Here is a 16910-nt window from a genome sequence, read left to right as displayed (position 1 = left end):
GCTGCCTGAACTCGCTACCGACTTTCGAACACCTTCCAGAGGCCTGTGTATCAGAAAAAGCACGCACAGGTCTCTGGCTGACGACAACCGGTCTGACCGGCAGCGGGTTATTGTGATTTTCTGACCCGCAGGTACCACTCGGACAGCAGCCGTACCTGTTTGTCGGTGTAACCCCGCTCGACCATCCGTGTGACGAAGTCGTTGTGTTTCTGCTGGTCCTCTTTGCTGGCCTTGGCGTTGAAGCTGATAACTGGCAGCAGGTCTTCGGTGTTGGAGAACATTTTCTTCTCGATGACCACCCGCAGTTTTTCGTAGCTGAGCCAGGTCGGGTTCTTGCCGTTGTTGTTGGCACGGGCACGCAGCACGAAGTTGACGATTTCGTTGCGGAAATCCTTCGGATTGCTGATGCCGGCCGGTTTTTCGATTTTCTCCAACTCTTCGTTCAATGCTACGCGGTTGAGGATCTCGCCGGTTTCCGGGTCTCGGTACTCCTGGTCCTGAATCCAGAAATCCGCGTACAGCACATAACGATCGAAGATGTTCTGGCCGTACTCGCTGTAGGACTCGAGGTAGGCGGTCTGGATCTCCTTGCCGATAAATTCGATGTACCGCGGTGCCAGGTACTCCTTGAGGAAGCGCAGGTAGCGTTCGCGGGTTTCGGCCTGGAACTGTTCCTGTTCGATCTGTTGCTCCAGCACGTAGAGCAGGTGCACCGGGTTGGCAGCGATTTCGTGGGGATCGAAGTTGAAGACCTTGGAAAGGATCTTGAACGCGAAGCGGGTGGACAGGCCGTTCATGCCTTCATCGACGCCGGCGTTGTCACGATATTCCTGGATCGACTTGGCCTTCGGATCGGTGTCCTTGAGGTTTTCGCCGTCATACACACGCATCTTGGAGTAGATGTTGGAGTTTTCCGGCTCCTTCAGGCGTGACAACACGGTGAACTGGGCGAGCATTTTCAGGGTGTCGGGCGCGCAATGGGCCTTGGCCAGCGAGCTGTTGAACAGCAACTTGTCGTAAATCTTCACTTCGTCGCTGACCCGCAGGCAGTACGGCACCTTGACGATGTAGATCCGGTCGATGAACGCTTCGTTGTTCTTGTTGTTACGGAAGGTATGCCATTCCGATTCGTTGGAGTGGGCCAGCAGGATCCCGGTAAACGGAATCGCCCCGAGGCCTTCGGTGCTGTTGTAGTTGCCTTCCTGGGTGGCCGTCAGCAAGGGGTGCAGTACCTTGATCGGGGCCTTGAACATTTCGACGAACTCCATCAGGCCCTGGTTGGCCCGGCACAGTGCGCCCGAATAGCTGTAGGCGTCGGCGTCGTTCTGCGGGAATTCTTCCAGTTTGCGGATATCGACCTTGCCCACCAGTGCCGAGATGTCCTGGTTGTTTTCATCTCCCGGCTCGGTCTTGGCCACGGCGATCTGATTCAGGATCGACGGATAGAGCTTGACCACGCGGAACTGGCTGATGTCGCCGCCGAATTCGGCCAGGCGCTTGGTGGCCCATGGCGACATGATGGTGTTGAGGTAGCGCCGTGGGATGCCGAAGTCTTCCTCGAGGATCGCGCCATCTTCAGTGGCGTTGAACAGACCCAGGGGCGATTCGAATACTGGCGAGCCCTTGATCGCGTAGAAGGGCACTTTTTCCATCAGTTGTTTGAGTTTTTCGGCCAGGGACGACTTACCGCCGCCGACGGGGCCGAGCAGGTAAAGGATCTGTTTCTTCTCTTCCAGGCCTTGGGCGGCATGGCGGAAATACGACACGATCTGGTCGATGCATTCTTCCATCCCGTGGAAGTCCTCAAAGGCCGGGTAGCGACGGATTACCTTGTTGGAGAAGATTCGCGACAGCCTCGAGTTGGTCGAGGTGTCGAGCAGCTCCGGTTCACCGATGGCCAGCAACAGACGCTCGGCTGCGGAAACGTAGGCGCTACGGTCCTTTTTGCACAACTCCAGATACTCTTGCAGAGAGAGTTCTTCCTGGCGTGTGGACTCGAAACGTTGTTGGAAGTGGCTAAAGATACTCATGACGTCACCTCGCTCGATACGTGGAGCCGACGCCGGATCACTCAGTCGATGCTGGCAGCAACCGAACAGGCGGTCGCTGTTTACCCCCCAGAACTCTTTCGGAGCTGACTACCCCGAAAGCTACTCCCGATGACCCGTGCGCCGGTGTACCGGCTCTCCCCTGTTTTGGATGGCCTGCGCTTAAGGATAGTTGGGAATTTGGGAGGTAAAGGCGAGATACGTAATTAGTTGTGGCAGACCGTTCGTCTGCCACCGCGCTAGCCCGCGGGGGGCGGGGCCTTGCGCATGACAAAAAAATTATTCGGTGGTGCCTTGCGCTGTTTCTGAAGGATAAGTCGTACGCCATAGCTCGAATCCGCCGTCCATGCTGTAGACGTCGGAAAAACCCTGGCTGACCAGGTAGGCGGCGGCACCCTGGCTGGAGTTGCCGTGATAACAAACCACCACGGTAGGCGCGTCCAGATCAGCACCCTGGATGAAGGCGTGCAGGGAGTGGTTGTCCAGATGCTTCGAGCCGCTGATGTGCAGGGCGGCGAAGGTTGCAGGGTCACGGACGTCGACCACCACTGCGCCCTGTTCGCGCAGGGCCTGGGCCTGTTCCGGGGGGATACGTTTGAATTCGCTCATGGCGGGCTCCTGTGGCTCGGCAGAAAGTGCAGTCTAGCGCGGGGCGCTGGCTGGCGATGGTTCGGAAATCTGTGGGGCGACTGGCGGCTCGGCGGTATGGCCGTGTTCGTCGCATTTGCAGGCCAGGCGTTCACCCGTGTCGACATTCATCAGGGTCAGGGCACCGCCCCAGACACAGCCAGTGTCGAGGGCCGAGATGCCCGGCTCCTGGATCTTGCCTTCCAGTGCTGCCCAGTGGCCGAAGATGATCTTTACGTCCCTGGTCTTGCGTTCCTTGTGCTGGAACCACGGCTTGTAGCCTGCAGGTGCCGTGCCCAGGCCTTCCTTGCTCTTCAGATCGAGTTTGCCCTCGGCCGTACAGAAGCGCATGCGCGTGAAATAGTTGGTAATCACCCGCAGGCGCGTGACGCCCTTGAGGTCACTGTCCCATTTCGCCGGATCGTTACCGTACATGCCATCGAGGTATGGCGGCAGCAGGTTGTCATCGCGCAGGGCCGTCTCGACTTCGGCCGCGCATTTCAGTGCTTTGCGCAGCGACCATTGCGGCGGAATGCCAGCATGTACCATCGCCACGTTGCGCTGCTCGTCGTAGTGCATGAGTTTTTGCTGGCGCAGCCATTCCAGCAACTCGGCGCTATCCGGGGCTTCGATAATCTCGCGCAGGGTGTCGGCTTTCTTCAGGCGCTCGATATTCTTGCCGGCTGCCAGCAGGTGCAGGTCGTGGTTGCCGAGTACGCACACCAGTGAGTGACGGATGCTATAGAGGAAGCGCAGGGTTTCCAGCGACTGCGGGCCGCGGTTGACCAGGTCGCCTACCAGCCACAGACGATCTGTTGCCGGGTCGAAGGCAACCTTCTTGAGCAGGCATTGCAAGGCATCGAGGCAGCCTTGCAGGTCGCCGACGGCATAGGTTGCCATCAGTGCAAGGCTCCGGGGACCGCCAGGCGGAATGGGGCGATGATGGCCTCGAAATGTTTACCGTCGTCGGCGCGCATCTCGTAGGTGCCTTGCATGGTGCCGACCTTGGATGTCATGACAGTGCCGCTGCTGTAGGTATGGCTCTTACCCGGTTCGATCAGCGGTTGCTGGCCAACTACGCCCTCACCGCGAACTTCCTCGACATGCCCATCGCCATCGGTGATGACCCAATGCCGTGACAACAGTTGGGCCGGTAGCAGGCCGTTATTTCGCACGGTGATGGTGTACGCGAAGGCAAAACGCTCTTGCTCGGGTTGCGATTGTTCTGCCAGATAGCGGGTGACGACGCTGACGTCGACCTGATAACGAGGATCGGACATGCAAAGGGCCTTAAAAACGAAGCGGAACGCGGGACGTAGCTGATAAGTCAGTCTAGGCCAGGTATCGGATAGTAAACCAGACATGGGCGCTGGTGTCCTACCCGATAACGCTTCAGTTCTGTCAGGCGTCCGCGGCTTTCTGTAGGACTTGTTCGCTGAGCTTGTCAGCAAGGCGTACGAACGCCGCCAGATCGAGCTGCTCGGGACGCAAGCTGCCATCGACGCCAGCGGCTTCGATTTCGGCGTTGCTCAGCAGTAGCTTGAGGGTGTTGCGCAGGGTCTTGCGGCGCTGGTTGAAAGCCTCGCGCACTACGCGCTCAAGCAGGCGGTGATCCTTGGCCGGGTGCGGCAGTACTGCATGGGGCACCAGGCGCACGATGGCCGAGTCGACTTTTGGTGGCGGGTTGAACGCGCCAGGACCTACGTTAAACAGATGCTCGACCCGGCAGTGGTACTGGACCATGATCGACAGCCGGCCCCAATCACCGCCGCCAGGCCCTGCCGCCAGACGCTCGACCACTTCTTTTTGCAGCATGAAGTGCATGTCGCGAATCAGGTGGGCGTTGTGCAGCAGGTGGAAAATCAGCGGTGTAGAGATGTTATATGGCAGGTTGCCGACTACGCGCAGGCTGCCAGGTGCCGCATTCAAACTGGTGAAATCGAACTTCAGCGCATCACCCTGATGCAGGTTGAAGTTGCTCTTGCCAGCGAACTGCTGGTTGAGGATCGGGATCAGGTCCTTGTCCAGTTCCACCACGTCGAGCTGGGCGCCGCTGCTGAGCAGGCCCTGGGTCAGCGCGCCCTGGCCGGGGCCGATTTCCAGGAGGCGGTCTTCGGCCTTGGCATGGATGGAGCGCAGGATGCGGTCGATAACGCCGGCGTCGTGCAGAAAGTTCTGGCCAAAGCGCTTGCGCGCCTTGTGTTGGTATTGCTCGGTCATAAACGGGTCTCGGCCATCTGGTAGGCGGTTTCCAGGGCGACTTGCAGGCTGCCGGTGTCGATCTTGCCGCTACCGGCCAGGTCCAGGGCGGTGCCGTGGTCGACCGAAGTGCGGATGATCGGCAAGCCGAGAGTCACATTGACTGCTGCGCCAAAGCCTTTGTATTTCAGCACAGGCAGGCCCTGGTCGTGGTACATCGCCAGCACTGCATCGCAGTGCTCCAGATATTTGGGGGTAAACAGAGTGTCGGCGGGCAGCGGGCCGCGTAGGTCCATGCCTTCGCCGCGAAGGCGCTCTAGTGTGGGTTCGATGATATCGATTTCTTCATGGCCCAGGTGTCCGCCTTCACCGGCATGGGGGTTGAGCCCACAGACCAGGATGCGTGGCTGGGCGATGCCGAATTTTTCTTTCAGGTCGGTGTGCAGGATTCGCGTCACCCGCTCCAGACGCTCCGGCGTGATCGCATCGGCAATCTCGCGCAGCGGCAGGTGGGTGGTGACCAGCGCCACGCGCAGACCACGGGTGGCGAGCATCATGACCACTTGCGCGGTATGGGTCAGGTCGGCGAGGAATTCCGTGTGCCCGGAAAAAGCGATACCGGATTCATTGATTACGCCTTTGTGCACCGGAGCGGTGATCATGCCGGCAAAATGCCCGTCCAGGCAGCCCTGGCCAGCGCGGGTGAGGGTTTCCAGGACGAAAGCGGCGTTGGCCTTGTCCAGTTGCCCGGCGACCACCTTGGCATTGAGCGGTGTATCCCACACATACAGGCTGTTGGCGGGAGCGGGAGCATCCGGCCAGTTGTCCGGCGTGACGGGCAGCACATCGACAGCCACGCCCAACTGCGCGGCCCGCTCAAGGAGCAGGTCGCGGCTGGTAATGGCTATCAGGGGGTGTGGCTGGGCGTGCGCGGCGAGCAGCAGGCACAGGTCGGGACCTATGCCGGCCGGTTCGCCGGGTGTCAGCGCGAAACGCTTGGGTTTCACTGTGCTGCCTGGTCGGCGCCAGGGAGTTTGATTTCCACATACGCTTCGTCACGGATCTGACGCAGCCAGGTTTGCAGCTCTTCGTCGTACTTGCGATTACGCAGCACGGTCATTGCTTGCTGTTCGCGAGCCTGGGTCGTGCTGTCGGTGGCGCGACGACCAAGGACTTCCAGCACGTGCCAGCCGTATTGGGTCTGGAATGGCTTGGACAGCTGACCTTGCGGGGTCTTGGCCATCACTTCGCGGAACTCCGGAACCAGTACATTCGGGTCGATCCAGTTCAGGTCGCCGCCATTGAGGGCGGAACCCGGATCTTCCGAGAAGCTTTTCGCCAGTTCGCCGAAATCTTCGCCTGCTTCGATGCGGGCGTAGAGCGACTCGGCCAGGGCCTTGGTCTTTGCTTCGTCACGGATTGGGCTTGGTTTGACCAGGATGTGGCGTACGTGCACTTCGTCACGCACTTGCGCCTCACCGCCACGCTTGTCGGTGATCTTCAGGATGATGAAGCCCCCCGGCGTGCGCATCGGTTGGGTGATGTCGCCCACAGCCATGGTGCTCAGCAGGCGATCGAAGGGTGGCGGCAGTTGAGCGGCTTTACGCCAGCCCATGTCGCCACCTTCCAGTGCGGTTTCGCTGGCGGACTTGGCGATTGCCAGCTGACCGAAGTCAGCGCCTTGCTTGAGCTGCTGGTAAACCGCGTCGGCCTGCTTGGCGGCATTCTGGATGGCGTCGGAGTTGGCGCTTTCCGGCGTAGGAATCAGGATGTTGGCCAGGCGGAATTCTTCGGACAGCTGCATTTTGCCAAGATCCGAGGCCAGGAAGTTTTTCACTTCCTGTTCGGAGACCTGGATGCGTTCGGCAACGCGGCGCTGACGCACACGGCTGATGACCATTTCGCGGCGAATCTGGTCACGTGCGTCGTCGTAGGACAGGCCGTCACGCGTCAGGGCGGCGCGGAACTGCTCGACCGACATGTTGTTGCGCTGGGCAATCGTGCCGACGGCCTGGTTCAGTTCTTCATCGGTAATGCGGATGCCGGAGCGCTCGCCGATCTGCAGTTGCAGGTTCTCGACGATCAGGCGCTCAAGCACCTGTTGCTCCAATACGCTGGCCGGTGGCACGGCGGTGCCGCGCTTGGCGATGGTTTGCTGGACTTCATGGACCCGTTGGTCCAGTTGGCTCTGCATGACCACGTCGTTGTCGACAATGGCCACCACTTTATCGATGGACTGTACCGCGGCGTTGGCCGCGGTACCCAGGAACAGCGCGCCCAGCAACAGCGGGCGCAGACAATCAGAAAGCTTGGTCTTCACGTTCACGATAACCTTGGATGCCTTTGTCGAGGAAACTCTCTACTTTGGAGCCAGTGAGGCCGCCGAGTCCCTTCAGAACAATTTGGAGGAAGACGCCATGGTCGCCTTTTTCGTTTTCCGGGGCGTCTTGACTGGTTTCGTCATAATCGACCCAGTAACGGTTGATCAGGCGCAGTTTCCAGCAGCAGTTGTCGTACTCGAAGCCACCGAAGGCTTCCAGGGTACGGTTGCGGTTGTAGTCGTACTGCCAGCGGCTGATGACGTTCCATTGCGGCACGACAGGCCAGATCACCGAGAAGTCGTGCTGTTCGATCTTGTAGTAGTCCTTCACGTAGCCAGGTTGGCCCGGGGTGCCATAGTCACCGCCGCCGACCTGCCATGTACCGGAGTTCTGGTCGTAACGAACCTGGTCATTGCGATAGCGATAGCCGGCGTTGATGACCTTGTTCGGGTTGTCCTCAGGCTGGTAGTGGAACATCGCGCTGCCCGAACGAGGGCTGCGGCTGTCCGGGTCCCAGTTGTAGTCGGCCGTGGTCCGCCAGTCGCGGTTCCAGCGGTATTCGTACTCCAGCGCATAAGGAGAGACGTCAGAGTGCGCATCTTCGCGGGTTTTTGCATCGATGCCCGGCAGCTGGACTTCGCGGTCCTTGAAGTAGAGGGCCTGGCCGACGCTGATGCGTTGGCGTTCGAAGCCGTTTTCTTCGATCCAGCGACTGGTCACGCCCAGGGACAGTTTGTTCTCGTCGCCGACACGATCGGAGCCAGAGAAACGGTTGTCACGGAACAGCGATGCATAGCTGAAGGTGTATTCGCTGGTGTCGAATACCGGAATGTCTTCCTGGTCCTTCTCGGGTACGTAGAGGTAGAACAGGCGTGGTTCGAGGGTCTGGTTATAGTTCTTGCCAAACCAGTTGGTCTTGCGATCGAAATACAGGCCGCTGTCGATGCTGGCGATTGGCACACCACGGTTCTGGTTGCTGTCGAACGTGCCATTGAGCCGGTCCTGTTCTGCACTCTGCGCGGCAATCTGGCTTTTGCCGATGCTGTCCAGGTCCAGTTGGTACTGCGTGTACTGGTACTTGAGTTTAGGCGTCAGGAAGCCGTAGCTCGCCTCCATCGGGAAGCTGACGGCTGGCGCAAGGTTGAGGCGATCGCCATTGGCACGGGCCAGGCCTTGAACGTTTTGGTCGAGGCGCGGCTCAACATTGCCGTCTTCATCGGTGTAGTCGCCGTTCTTCAAATCCCGATCAAACCGCACAAGCTCAGTGTCATAGGTGAAATTCAGACCACCTGGACGATCCGGTAGCGCACCGTTGAAGGTGATCTGCGGCAAACGGTCGTACGGAGTGATGTTCGACACAGTCGCCAGTTGATAGGCCTGGGCATTCACGCGGGCGGTGTAACTGTCGCCACGGTAGGTAACAACACCCTGCTGGTTGACGTAGTCGGCGCTCTTCACGCCAATCTGGTCGGTCTGCAGATCCTGGAAGTAATAAGGGTCGCTGATCTTGGTGTAATCGACCTGGGTCAGGACACGCGAATCAAGACCACCCTTGTGCTGCCAGTTGTACATGTAGCGGGTTTTATCGTAATCGGTCTGCAGCTTACGATCGTCGTTCTCGTCGTTCAGGTACGCCGCGCCGAACTGACCTTCGCTGGACTTGGTCAGGTAGCGGAATTCGCCTTCCATCAACAGGCCGCGATCGCTCATGTAGCGTGGGTACAACGTGGCATCGTAGTTTGGTGCCAGGTTGAAGTAGTACGGCGTAACCAGCAGGAAACCGGTATCGGTGCCGGTGCCGATGGTCGGCGGCAGGAAGCCGGATTGACGGCGGTCGTCGATCGGGAAGTAGATATACGGCGTGTACAGGACCGGAATGTCCTTGACCCGCAGTGTCACGTTGGTCGCGGTGCCGAAGCCGGTCGCCGGGTTCAAGGTGATGTTGTTACCCTTGAGTTGCCAGGCGTTGCTGTTCGGTTCGCACGTGGTGTACGTGCCATCCTTGAGGCGGATGATCGCGTTCTCGGCACGCTTGGCGTACAGCGCGTTACCGCGGATACGCGATTTGTGCATCACGTATTCGGCGTTGTCGATCTTGGCTTCACCGGTATCGAGTTGCACGTCGGCGTGGTCACCTACGATCAGTGCACCGTTGTCGCGAATGCGCACGTTGCCGCTCAGCTCGCCACGGCTCTCGGCCTGGTAAAGGTTGGCTTCATCGGCTTCGACCTGCATGCTGCCCTGGCGCATGACCACGTCACCGGCCAGGCTGGCGACCTGCTCATCCTGCTTGTAGCGGGAGGCTTTGGCGCCGACAAAGGTGGGAGCGTCACTTTTATTCGTCTTGTCATTCATGCCAGGACGAATCGGTTCGATATAGGAACCAGAGCAATAAGGACCGGTTTCAGCCAATTGTGCTGCAGTGAGCTGCTCGCGCGGAACCCAGTCGAGGTGGCTGTAGTCTGCGCTACGCGACTTCAGGCCACGGCCTTTGGATTCGGTGACCAGTGCAGGTTTGGCCCCCGTGTCTTCGCTGGCGCCCGTTTCGGCGGGTGACTCGCCGGTGGCGGAGACTGCGCTGCCCTCGTGGACTGGACGCGGTGGCAATGCAGCCGCCGGCGATTTTGGCGCACAATTCCATGCACCCGAAGCGGAGACCGAGCAGTCATACTGTTCCGCGGCGACCACGAAAGGGCTGGCCAAGGGTTGCAGAGCCAGCAAACTGCCGGTCATCAACAACGGAAATTTTTTACGAAACGCGGGGGATTTCAATGCCATCTTAATAGTCCGGGCTTCCTGCGTGCCATCTGCCCGCGGTGTGGGCCGCACGCCTCTCGATGGTCTGAAAAAGATGCTGGATAATAAAGCATGACCCGCTTGACGGCTAGCGCCGTCGGAGACCCTTGCAATGCCTGACCAAGATATACGTTTGCAACACCTGAAAGTTTGGCTCGATGAGCAATTGGCAATTCTTTTTGCACAACATGGATGGGGTGCCGTACCCCCGGCCACGTTGACTGCGGCAAGCAGCGACGCGAGTTTTCGGCGCTATTTTCGGTGGGAGGGTGCAGGTCAAAGCTTGATCGTGATGGACGCACCTCCGCCCCAGGAAAACTGCAAGCCTTTCGTGGATATCGCTTTTCTGCTGGCGAAATCCGGGATAAATGTGCCGAAAATCTACGCCGAAGACCTTGAGCGCGGATTTCTTTTGCTCAATGACCTGGGCAACCAGACCTACCTGGACGTGATCGACAGCGAAAACGCCGACAATTTGTTCAACGATGCCCTGCAAGCGCTACTGGCGTTCCAGCAATTGCCGATGGTTGCGCCATTGCCGAGTTACGACGTGGCGCTGTTGCGACGCGAGCTGCAATTGTTTCCCGAGTGGTACGTCAAGCATGAGTTGGGCGTCGAGTTCGATGCGGCGCAGCAAGTGCTCTGGCAGCAGGTCAGCGATCTGTTGATCGACAGTGCCCTGGCCCAGCCGAAGGTCCTGGTTCATCGCGACTACATGCCACGCAACCTGATGCTCAGCGAACCCAACCCGGGCGTGTTGGATTTCCAGGACGCCGTCTATGGTCCTGTCACCTATGACGTAACCTGCCTGTTCAAGGATGCCTTCCTCAGTTGGCCCGAGGAGCGCGTGCGCGGCTGGCTGGAAAATTACTGGCAGCAAGCGGCTGCGCTGGACATTCCGGTGCAGCCAGACTTCGAAGACTTCCTGCGCGCCAGCGACCTGATGGGCGTGCAGCGTCACTTGAAAGTGATCGGTATCTTCGCCCGCATTTGCCACCGCGACGGCAAACCGCGCTACCTGGGCGATGTACCACGCTTCTTTGCCTATATAGATGCAGTGATTGCGCGTCGTCCTGAACTGGCTGGGCTGGATGTATTGCTGGCCAGCCTGCGTGCCGGAGTGACCGCATGAAGGCGATGATTCTGGCGGCAGGCAAGGGCGAGCGCATGCGTCCCTTGACCCTGACCACGCCCAAGCCGCTGGTGCGCGCCGGTGGCGTGCCGCTGATCGAGTATCACCTGCGAGCCCTGGCGGCGGCAGGTTTTACCGAGATCGTGATCAATCATGCCTGGCTGGGCCAGCAGATCGAAGACTATCTGGGCGATGGCTCGCGCTACGGCGTGAGCATTCGCTACTCGGCCGAAGGTGAACCCCTGGAGACCGGTGGCGGAATCTTCCGCGCCTTGCCTTTGTTGGGTGACGAAGCTTTCCTGGTGGTCAACGGTGACATCTGGACCGACTACGACTTCAGCGTGCTGCATCAACCCATTACCGGGCTGGCGCATCTGGTGCTGGCCGACAACCCACCCCATCATCTCGCCGGAGACTTCAGCCTGAGCGACGGCCAGGTCCGGGACGGACAGCCGGACACCGCAACCCTGACCTACAGCGGTATTGCCGTGCTGCATCCACAGTTGTTCGATGGCTGCTCGGCAGGAGCGTTCAAGCTCGCGCCGCTATTGCGCAAGGCTATGGCAGACGGGCTAGTGAGCGGCGAACACCTGAGGGGGCATTGGGTCGATGTCGGCACTCACGAGCGCCTGGCCGAAGCTGAAACCCTGATCGAAGCGAGCCGCTGACATGCTGTGGCCAGGGACGCTGATCGGAACCGGAGTGGGGTTTGCCATCGCCAGCATTCCGGGTGCCATGCTTGGCGCCTTGTTGGGGCAGGTGCTGGATCGGCACCTGCACCTGCAAAGCCTGGCGCATTTGCGCGAAAAGCTCGGAGGGCGATCTGTCCTGCGCAACGACGAGTTGTTGTTTGTGTTGCTGGGACGCCTGGCCAAGTGTGATGGACGGGTCGTGGAGGGGCATATCCAGCAGGCTCGCGCGGAGATGCGTGCCTTGGAAATGTCCGAATCGGCACAGCGCCGGGCGATTGCCGCGTTCAATCGTGGCAAGTCGGGCAGTGACCGGTTGCGTGGCCATTTGCGCAGGCTAAGGTCTCAACCCTATGCGGCAGAAGGGGTCTTGCGCGCTTGTTGGCGGATGGTTTGGGCTGATGGGCATGCGGGCAATCGCGAGCGTGAGCTGCTCTTTCAGTGGGGTAATTGGCTGGGGTGGTCCGAACGGCAGGTCAGGGCGTTGGCGGCCGATTACGAGCCACAGCATCGTCCGTTGGTCAGCAGCGTGACAACCTATCAGGACGCTTTGCGGCTGTTGGGTGTAACTGCCACCAGTGAGCCCGCCCAGATCAAGCGCGCCTATCGACGCCTGCTCAGTCGTCATCACCCGGACAAGATTGCCGGCAGTGGTGCAACGGCGTCGCAGGTTCGAGAGGCCACCGATAAGACGCGCGAGCTGCACAACGCCTATACGTTGATTCGTCAACGGCGGGACTTTCGTTAGCAGCGAAGCGTTGCGTCGCCCCGAAAATGGGGCGACTCAGTCCATCAGTTCGACGCATTCTGCGGATTCAACCAGCCCCGCACCCGGCGTACCAATTGTTCCTGTTGTGCCTTGTTATTACCTGGCAAAGCCTTGAGCGAGACCTGGCTGAAGGCCGAAGTCTTCAGGCGTTTGCTGGCCTGCAGGCGGGCCAGCGCCGCGTTGCGGTCCAGCGGCTTGTCCATATAGAAGAAGTCGACGGTGGGCAGCTTGAGGGTTGGCGCGAGTTCGTCCAGTTCAGGGGCCGCTGTGTTCGGTGTCTGCGCGGCGACCATGACGAAGCGCTCGACCTGCGCCGTCTGCCTCTCGCTCAAATACCGCGCAGCCCAATAGGCGCCCGTACCATGCCCCAGCAGCACCATGCTGCGAGCACTTTGCTGTTCAGCAAAAGCGATGGCTGCGTCGATGCGGGCGAAGATTCGCTCGGCGTCAGCCTTGCTCTGCTCGTCAGGCGTTTCGGCGACGGCCTTGTCCGCCACCTCGGCTTCGCCGCCCGCGGCCTGTTCGATGGGCGCTGCGGTGGTCGAGTCTTTGCTGCCGACGTCTGGCGCTTTGGCTGCTGGAGTGGCTTGCACCCCGCGCGGCGTCATGGCTTCGCTTTGCAAATCAGGCAGGGTGATACTCAGGCTGCTCCATTGGGCATCCGGTAATTGGCGGCGCAGCGGGCCGATTGCTTGCGGCCAGTCAACGGTTTCGCCAGCGCCAGGAATGATAATGACCGCACCTTTGGGGTCGGCGGTATTGGCCGCCTTCCACAGGGCCAGGAACGTATCGGAGCCTGCTTGCAATTGCTGTTGTTCCTGGCGCGGAATTTTTCGCTCCAGTGCAATGGCTTCTTCCTGACTACGCTCAGGCAACGGCTGGCGTTCGAGTGGTTTTGTTTCGGAGGGGGGTTCTGCCGCGGCAGGCGTCGGGTCGGCTGCTTCAACGGAAAAAGCCCATGGCAGGACCAGCGACAGGCACAATGCTGGCAGTGCCAGGCGGTAGACAGGGAGCATTGGATATTCCAGGCCAGAAGTTATTCCGGCAGCCTAATGGGTTGGTCAGTTTTTGTCAGTGTGTGAGAGTTCGATGATGCGTTTTCGCTGCCTGTGGGTTATCGGCTGTTTGTGGTTGCCCTTGATGGGCTGGGCGGCGGCCGCGCCACCGGCGCATGTCGCGCCATTGTCGGTAGGCCAGCAACAGTGGTTGGCGCAGCAGGGCGATTTGCGGGTGGGACTGGTGTTGCAAGCGCCCTACGCCCAGTACGACCGCCGCTTGCAGCGCCTGTCCGGGGTCAATGTCGAGCTGATGAAGTGGCTGGCCAAGTCGCTCAAGGTCGAACTGAGCTGGCGCAACTTTCCCGATCTCGAGCAGTTGGAAACTGCCGCGCGCGCCGGCGAAATCGATCTCGCCCCGGGGCTGACCCAGACTCCTGGCGGCCTGCGCCTCTGGCAGTTTTCCGATCCGTACATGCGGGTGCCACAGCTGGTGGTCAGCGACCAGAAAAGCACTGGGGCGGTTGAGCTGGAAAAACTCGACAGCCAAACCCGCGTCGCCGTGCGCATGCCCAGTGCCACCGCCGACTACCTGCGTGGAAACTATCCGCATTTGAACCTGCAGGGTGTACCGGCCGAACGCCAGGCCTTGCACCTGTTGCTAAGCCAGCAAGCCGCCTACGCGGTGGTCGACGAGGCACAATTGGGGCGCCTGTCCGTTGAACCTGAGTTCTCCGGGCTGGTGGTGGTCGGTGATATCGGCTTGCCACAGCTGCTGCGGGTGGCCACGCGTCGCGACCTGCCGGAGCTGGCCGGCATTGTCGAAAGCGCGCTGCGGGCGATCCCGGCGAAGGACCTGGAGGCGCTGCACAACCAGTGGCTGCAACCCAAGTACCCGCGGCTCACCGAATCCCCGGGATTCTGGCAAAACCTCTGCCTGCTGCTGTTGGTACTGGCGCTCAGCGCCATGGCCATCGTGTTCTGGCAACGACGCCAGCAGCACAGTCTGGAGCAACGACTGGCGGCGGCGCAGGCAGACATTGCCCTGCGTGCCGCCAGTGAAGAGGCCCTGCGGCTCACGCAGTTTTCCATCGACCAGAGTACCGTCGGCATTCTCTGGGTGAATTGGGACAGCCACGTGCGCTACGCCAACCGCGCTGCCGAAACCATGCTGGGCTATCCGCCCGGAGGGATTATCGACCGGCCATTGATCGAGTTCGAACCCGAACTGCACATGGATCGCTGGTTGAACCTGTGGAAGCGCGCCAGGGCCAGCGACGACGCGCCGCAAAGTTTTGAATCCAATTGCCTGCGGGCCGATGGCAGCATCCTGCCGGCCGATGTCTCCCTGAGTTTTTTGCGCTTTCGCGATGGCGAGTACCTGGTGGTCTACCTGACCGATGTCACTGAACGTCGTCGCGCCCTGGCGGCGTTGCAGGAAAGTGAAGCACGCTTGCAAGGGATCGCGGCGAATGTGCCGGGCCTGGTCTTTCGCCTGGAACGGGCGCCGGTGACCGGCCAGATCGACTTTGCCTACATCAGTGAGGGCAGCGAGAGCCTGGTGGGTTACTCGCCAGCGACCCTGGCCCATCGTGACAAAGGCCTGCGCAGCCTGGTGCATCCGGACGACAAGGCCAGCTATCACCAGACCCAGGATCGTGCGCTGGACACTGACAGCGACTGGTCTTGGCAAGGGCGGATCCTTACGCGTCAGGGGGAACAACGCTGGGCGGAAATCAAGGCGATAACCCGTCGACTCGAGGGCGGCGCCTACGTTTGGGATGGCATTGTCTGGGACATCAGCGAGAGCAAGCGCATCGAACTGGAACTGGCGAGCTCGCGTGAGCAACTGCGCGAATTGTCGGCGCACCTTGAAAGCGTGCGCGAAGAGGAGAAGGCGCGCATTGCCCGGGAAGTTCACGACGAATTGGGCCAGATGTTGACGGTGCTCAAGCTGGAAACGTCCATGTGCGAGCTGGCTTATGCGCAACTCGACCCCGGATTGAACGAGCGCTTGAACAGCATGAAGCGTTTGATCGCACAGCTGTTCCAGCTGGTACGCGATGTGGCGACGGCGTTGCGGCCACCGATCCTCGATGCCGGGATAGCCTCGGCCATCGAATGGCAGGCACGCCGGTTTGAGGCGCGTACGCAGATTCCGTGCCTGGTACAGGTGCCGGAAAACTTGCCCGTGCTCAGTGATGCCAAGGCCATCGGCCTGTTTCGTATACTTCAGGAAGCGCTGACCAATGTCATGCGCCACGCCCAGGCGCATACTGTCGAACTGACACTTACTCTTGAAGGCGACGAGTTGTGCCTGACCGTCAGCGATGATGGCGTAGGATTTGTCGCCGAAAGCGGCAGGCCAACATCCTTTGGGTTGGTCGGCATGCGCGAGCGGGTGTTGATCATGGGCGGGCAACTGTCCCTTGAGAGTGAGCCGGGTGAGGGCACGACCCTGACTGTGCGAGTACCCTTGGATAAGGAGACGTAAGTGATCCGTGTACTGGTTGCCGAAGACCACACCATTGTCCGCGAAGGCATCAAGCAATTGATCGGCCTGGCCAAGGACCTGCTGGTGGTGGGGGAGGCGAGCAATGGCGAACAGCTGCTCGAAACCTTGCGGCATGTGCCCTGCGAAGTGGTGCTGCTGGATATCTCCATGCCGGGTGTCAACGGCCTTGAGGCGATCCCGCGGATCCGTGCCTTGAACAATCCGCCGGTGATCCTGGTGTTGTCGATGCATGACGAGGCACAAATGGCGGCACGGGCCTTGAAAGTCGGTGCGGCAGGCTATGCCACCAAAGACAGTGATCCGGCGCTGTTGCTGACGGCCATCCGCCGGGTGGCAGCGGGAGGGCGCTATATCGATCCGGACCTGGCCGACCGAATGGTCTTCGAAGTCGGCCTGACCGATTCGCGGCCGCTGCACTCACTGCTCTCGGAGCGTGAGTTTTCGGTGTTCGAACGCCTGGCCCAGGGCGCCAACGTCAACGACATTGCCCAGCAACTGGCGTTGAGTAGCAAAACCATCAGTACCCACAAGGCGCGGTTGATGCAGAAACTCAATATCACCTCGCTGGCGGAGCTGGTGAAGTACGCGATGGAACACAAGCTCCTCTGAAAAACACCCCCACCCCCTGCGCGCGTCGCCATGTCCATTTGCGACATGCCTGATCAACCGCTATTGCTCGTTCTTGCGGCGTGCAGCTCACCGCTCGCCGCTGCGCTTGCCAAAGCGCGCCATCCTTGTAGGGCAATCCCTACCCCCAGCCTTCCATATGGCTGAGGCGATTCTCTCTTGCCCCCCGATTTGCGCAGGTCCCAGCGTCCA

At 60.2% G+C, this 16910-nt stretch carries 14 protein-coding genes; 5 read left to right on the top strand and 9 right to left on the bottom strand.

The genetic code is table 11. The features are described 5' to 3' along the window. Nucleotides 1-107 precede the first annotated feature (107 nt). The 8 genes from HGP31_RS28520 to HGP31_RS28485 all read right to left on the bottom strand — a co-directional run bounded on the left by HGP31_RS28520 (nucleotide 108) and on the right by HGP31_RS28485 (nucleotide 9973). Entirely contained in the window at nucleotides 108-2030 is a 1923-nt protein-coding gene (locus HGP31_RS28520) for a PrkA family serine protein kinase (RefSeq protein WP_020798814.1), read from the bottom strand. 297 nt (nucleotides 2031-2327) lie between these two features. Beyond that, nucleotides 2328-2657 (bottom strand): thiosulfate sulfurtransferase GlpE, encoded by a 330-nt coding sequence (glpE, locus tag HGP31_RS28515; RefSeq protein WP_110754832.1) that lies wholly within the window; start codon nucleotides 2655-2657, stop codon nucleotides 2328-2330. A gap of 33 nt (nucleotides 2658-2690) precedes the next feature. Further along, nucleotides 2691-3575 carry a symmetrical bis(5'-nucleosyl)-tetraphosphatase gene (locus HGP31_RS28510; RefSeq protein ID WP_168759032.1) on the bottom strand — a complete coding sequence of 295 codons (885 nt, stop codon included), beginning with the start codon at nucleotides 3573-3575 and terminating at the stop codon, nucleotides 2691-2693. Beyond that, nucleotides 3575-3955, bottom strand: coding sequence for a Co2+/Mg2+ efflux protein ApaG (gene apaG / locus HGP31_RS28505; protein ID WP_168759031.1), 381 nt, complete (start codon nucleotides 3953-3955; stop codon nucleotides 3575-3577). Before apaG ends, HGP31_RS28510 begins: the two co-directional genes overlap by 1 nt. 121 nt (nucleotides 3956-4076) lie before the next feature. Continuing rightward, nucleotides 4077-4895: a 16S rRNA (adenine(1518)-N(6)/adenine(1519)-N(6))-dimethyltransferase RsmA gene (rsmA, locus tag HGP31_RS28500; RefSeq protein WP_008061562.1), complete on the bottom strand. Its 819-nt coding sequence runs from the start codon at nucleotides 4893-4895 to the stop codon at nucleotides 4077-4079. Further along, nucleotides 4892-5881 carry a 4-hydroxythreonine-4-phosphate dehydrogenase PdxA gene (pdxA, locus tag HGP31_RS28495; RefSeq protein WP_020798809.1) on the bottom strand — a complete coding sequence of 330 codons (990 nt, stop codon included), beginning with the start codon at nucleotides 5879-5881 and terminating at the stop codon, nucleotides 4892-4894. Before pdxA ends, rsmA begins: the two co-directional genes overlap by 4 nt. Next, a complete protein-coding gene (gene surA, locus HGP31_RS28490) occupies nucleotides 5878-7194 on the bottom strand; it encodes a peptidylprolyl isomerase SurA (protein ID WP_020798808.1) in 1317 nt (438 codons plus the stop codon). Before surA ends, pdxA begins: the two co-directional genes overlap by 4 nt. Then, nucleotides 7175-9973 carry an LPS-assembly protein LptD gene (locus HGP31_RS28485; RefSeq protein WP_020798807.1) on the bottom strand — a complete coding sequence of 933 codons (2799 nt, stop codon included), beginning with the start codon at nucleotides 9971-9973 and terminating at the stop codon, nucleotides 7175-7177. The genes surA and HGP31_RS28485 overlap by 20 nt, the downstream gene beginning before the upstream one ends. Before the next feature lie 130 nt (nucleotides 9974-10103). On the opposite strand from HGP31_RS28485, the gene HGP31_RS28480 reads away from it, so the two are divergent. Genes HGP31_RS28480 through HGP31_RS28470 form a run of 3 tightly spaced genes read left to right on the top strand, consistent with a single transcriptional unit; the run spans nucleotide 10104 to nucleotide 12560 of the window. After that, nucleotides 10104-11123 carry an aminoglycoside phosphotransferase family protein gene (locus tag HGP31_RS28480; protein WP_033045299.1) on the top strand — a complete coding sequence of 340 codons (1020 nt, stop codon included), beginning with the start codon at nucleotides 10104-10106 and terminating at the stop codon, nucleotides 11121-11123. After that, complete coding sequence (murU, locus tag HGP31_RS28475) at nucleotides 11120-11791, top strand: N-acetylmuramate alpha-1-phosphate uridylyltransferase MurU (RefSeq protein WP_020798805.1); 672 nt, start codon at nucleotides 11120-11122, stop codon at nucleotides 11789-11791. The genes HGP31_RS28480 and murU overlap by 4 nt, the downstream gene beginning before the upstream one ends. Nucleotide 11792: 1 nt before the next feature. Next, nucleotides 11793-12560, top strand: coding sequence for a TerB family tellurite resistance protein (locus tag HGP31_RS28470; RefSeq protein WP_020798804.1), 768 nt, complete (start codon nucleotides 11793-11795; stop codon nucleotides 12558-12560). 44 nt (nucleotides 12561-12604) lie between these two features. On the opposite strand, the gene HGP31_RS28465 is transcribed toward HGP31_RS28470, so the two are convergent. Next, on the bottom strand, nucleotides 12605-13597 hold the full coding sequence (locus HGP31_RS28465; protein WP_168759030.1) for an alpha/beta hydrolase family protein: 993 nt from the start codon (nucleotides 13595-13597) through the stop codon (nucleotides 12605-12607). A gap of 73 nt (nucleotides 13598-13670) precedes the next feature. Between HGP31_RS28465 and HGP31_RS28460 the strand changes: the two genes are divergently transcribed. Both HGP31_RS28460 and HGP31_RS28455 read left to right on the top strand, forming a co-directional pair. Beyond that, nucleotides 13671-16070 carry a PAS domain-containing sensor histidine kinase gene (locus tag HGP31_RS28460; RefSeq protein WP_168759029.1) on the top strand — a complete coding sequence of 800 codons (2400 nt, stop codon included), beginning with the start codon at nucleotides 13671-13673 and terminating at the stop codon, nucleotides 16068-16070. Next, nucleotides 16071-16700 (top strand): response regulator, encoded by a 630-nt coding sequence (locus HGP31_RS28455; protein ID WP_020798801.1) that lies wholly within the window; start codon nucleotides 16071-16073, stop codon nucleotides 16698-16700. Nucleotides 16701-16910 lie beyond the last annotated feature (210 nt).

The organism is Pseudomonas umsongensis, assembly GCF_012647205.1.
In the GTDB taxonomy this organism is placed as follows: Bacteria; Pseudomonadota; Gammaproteobacteria; order Pseudomonadales; family Pseudomonadaceae; genus Aquipseudomonas; species Aquipseudomonas umsongensis.
Note: the sequence above shows the minus strand (reverse complement) of the source record. Positions and strands in the feature narration are given on the sequence as shown.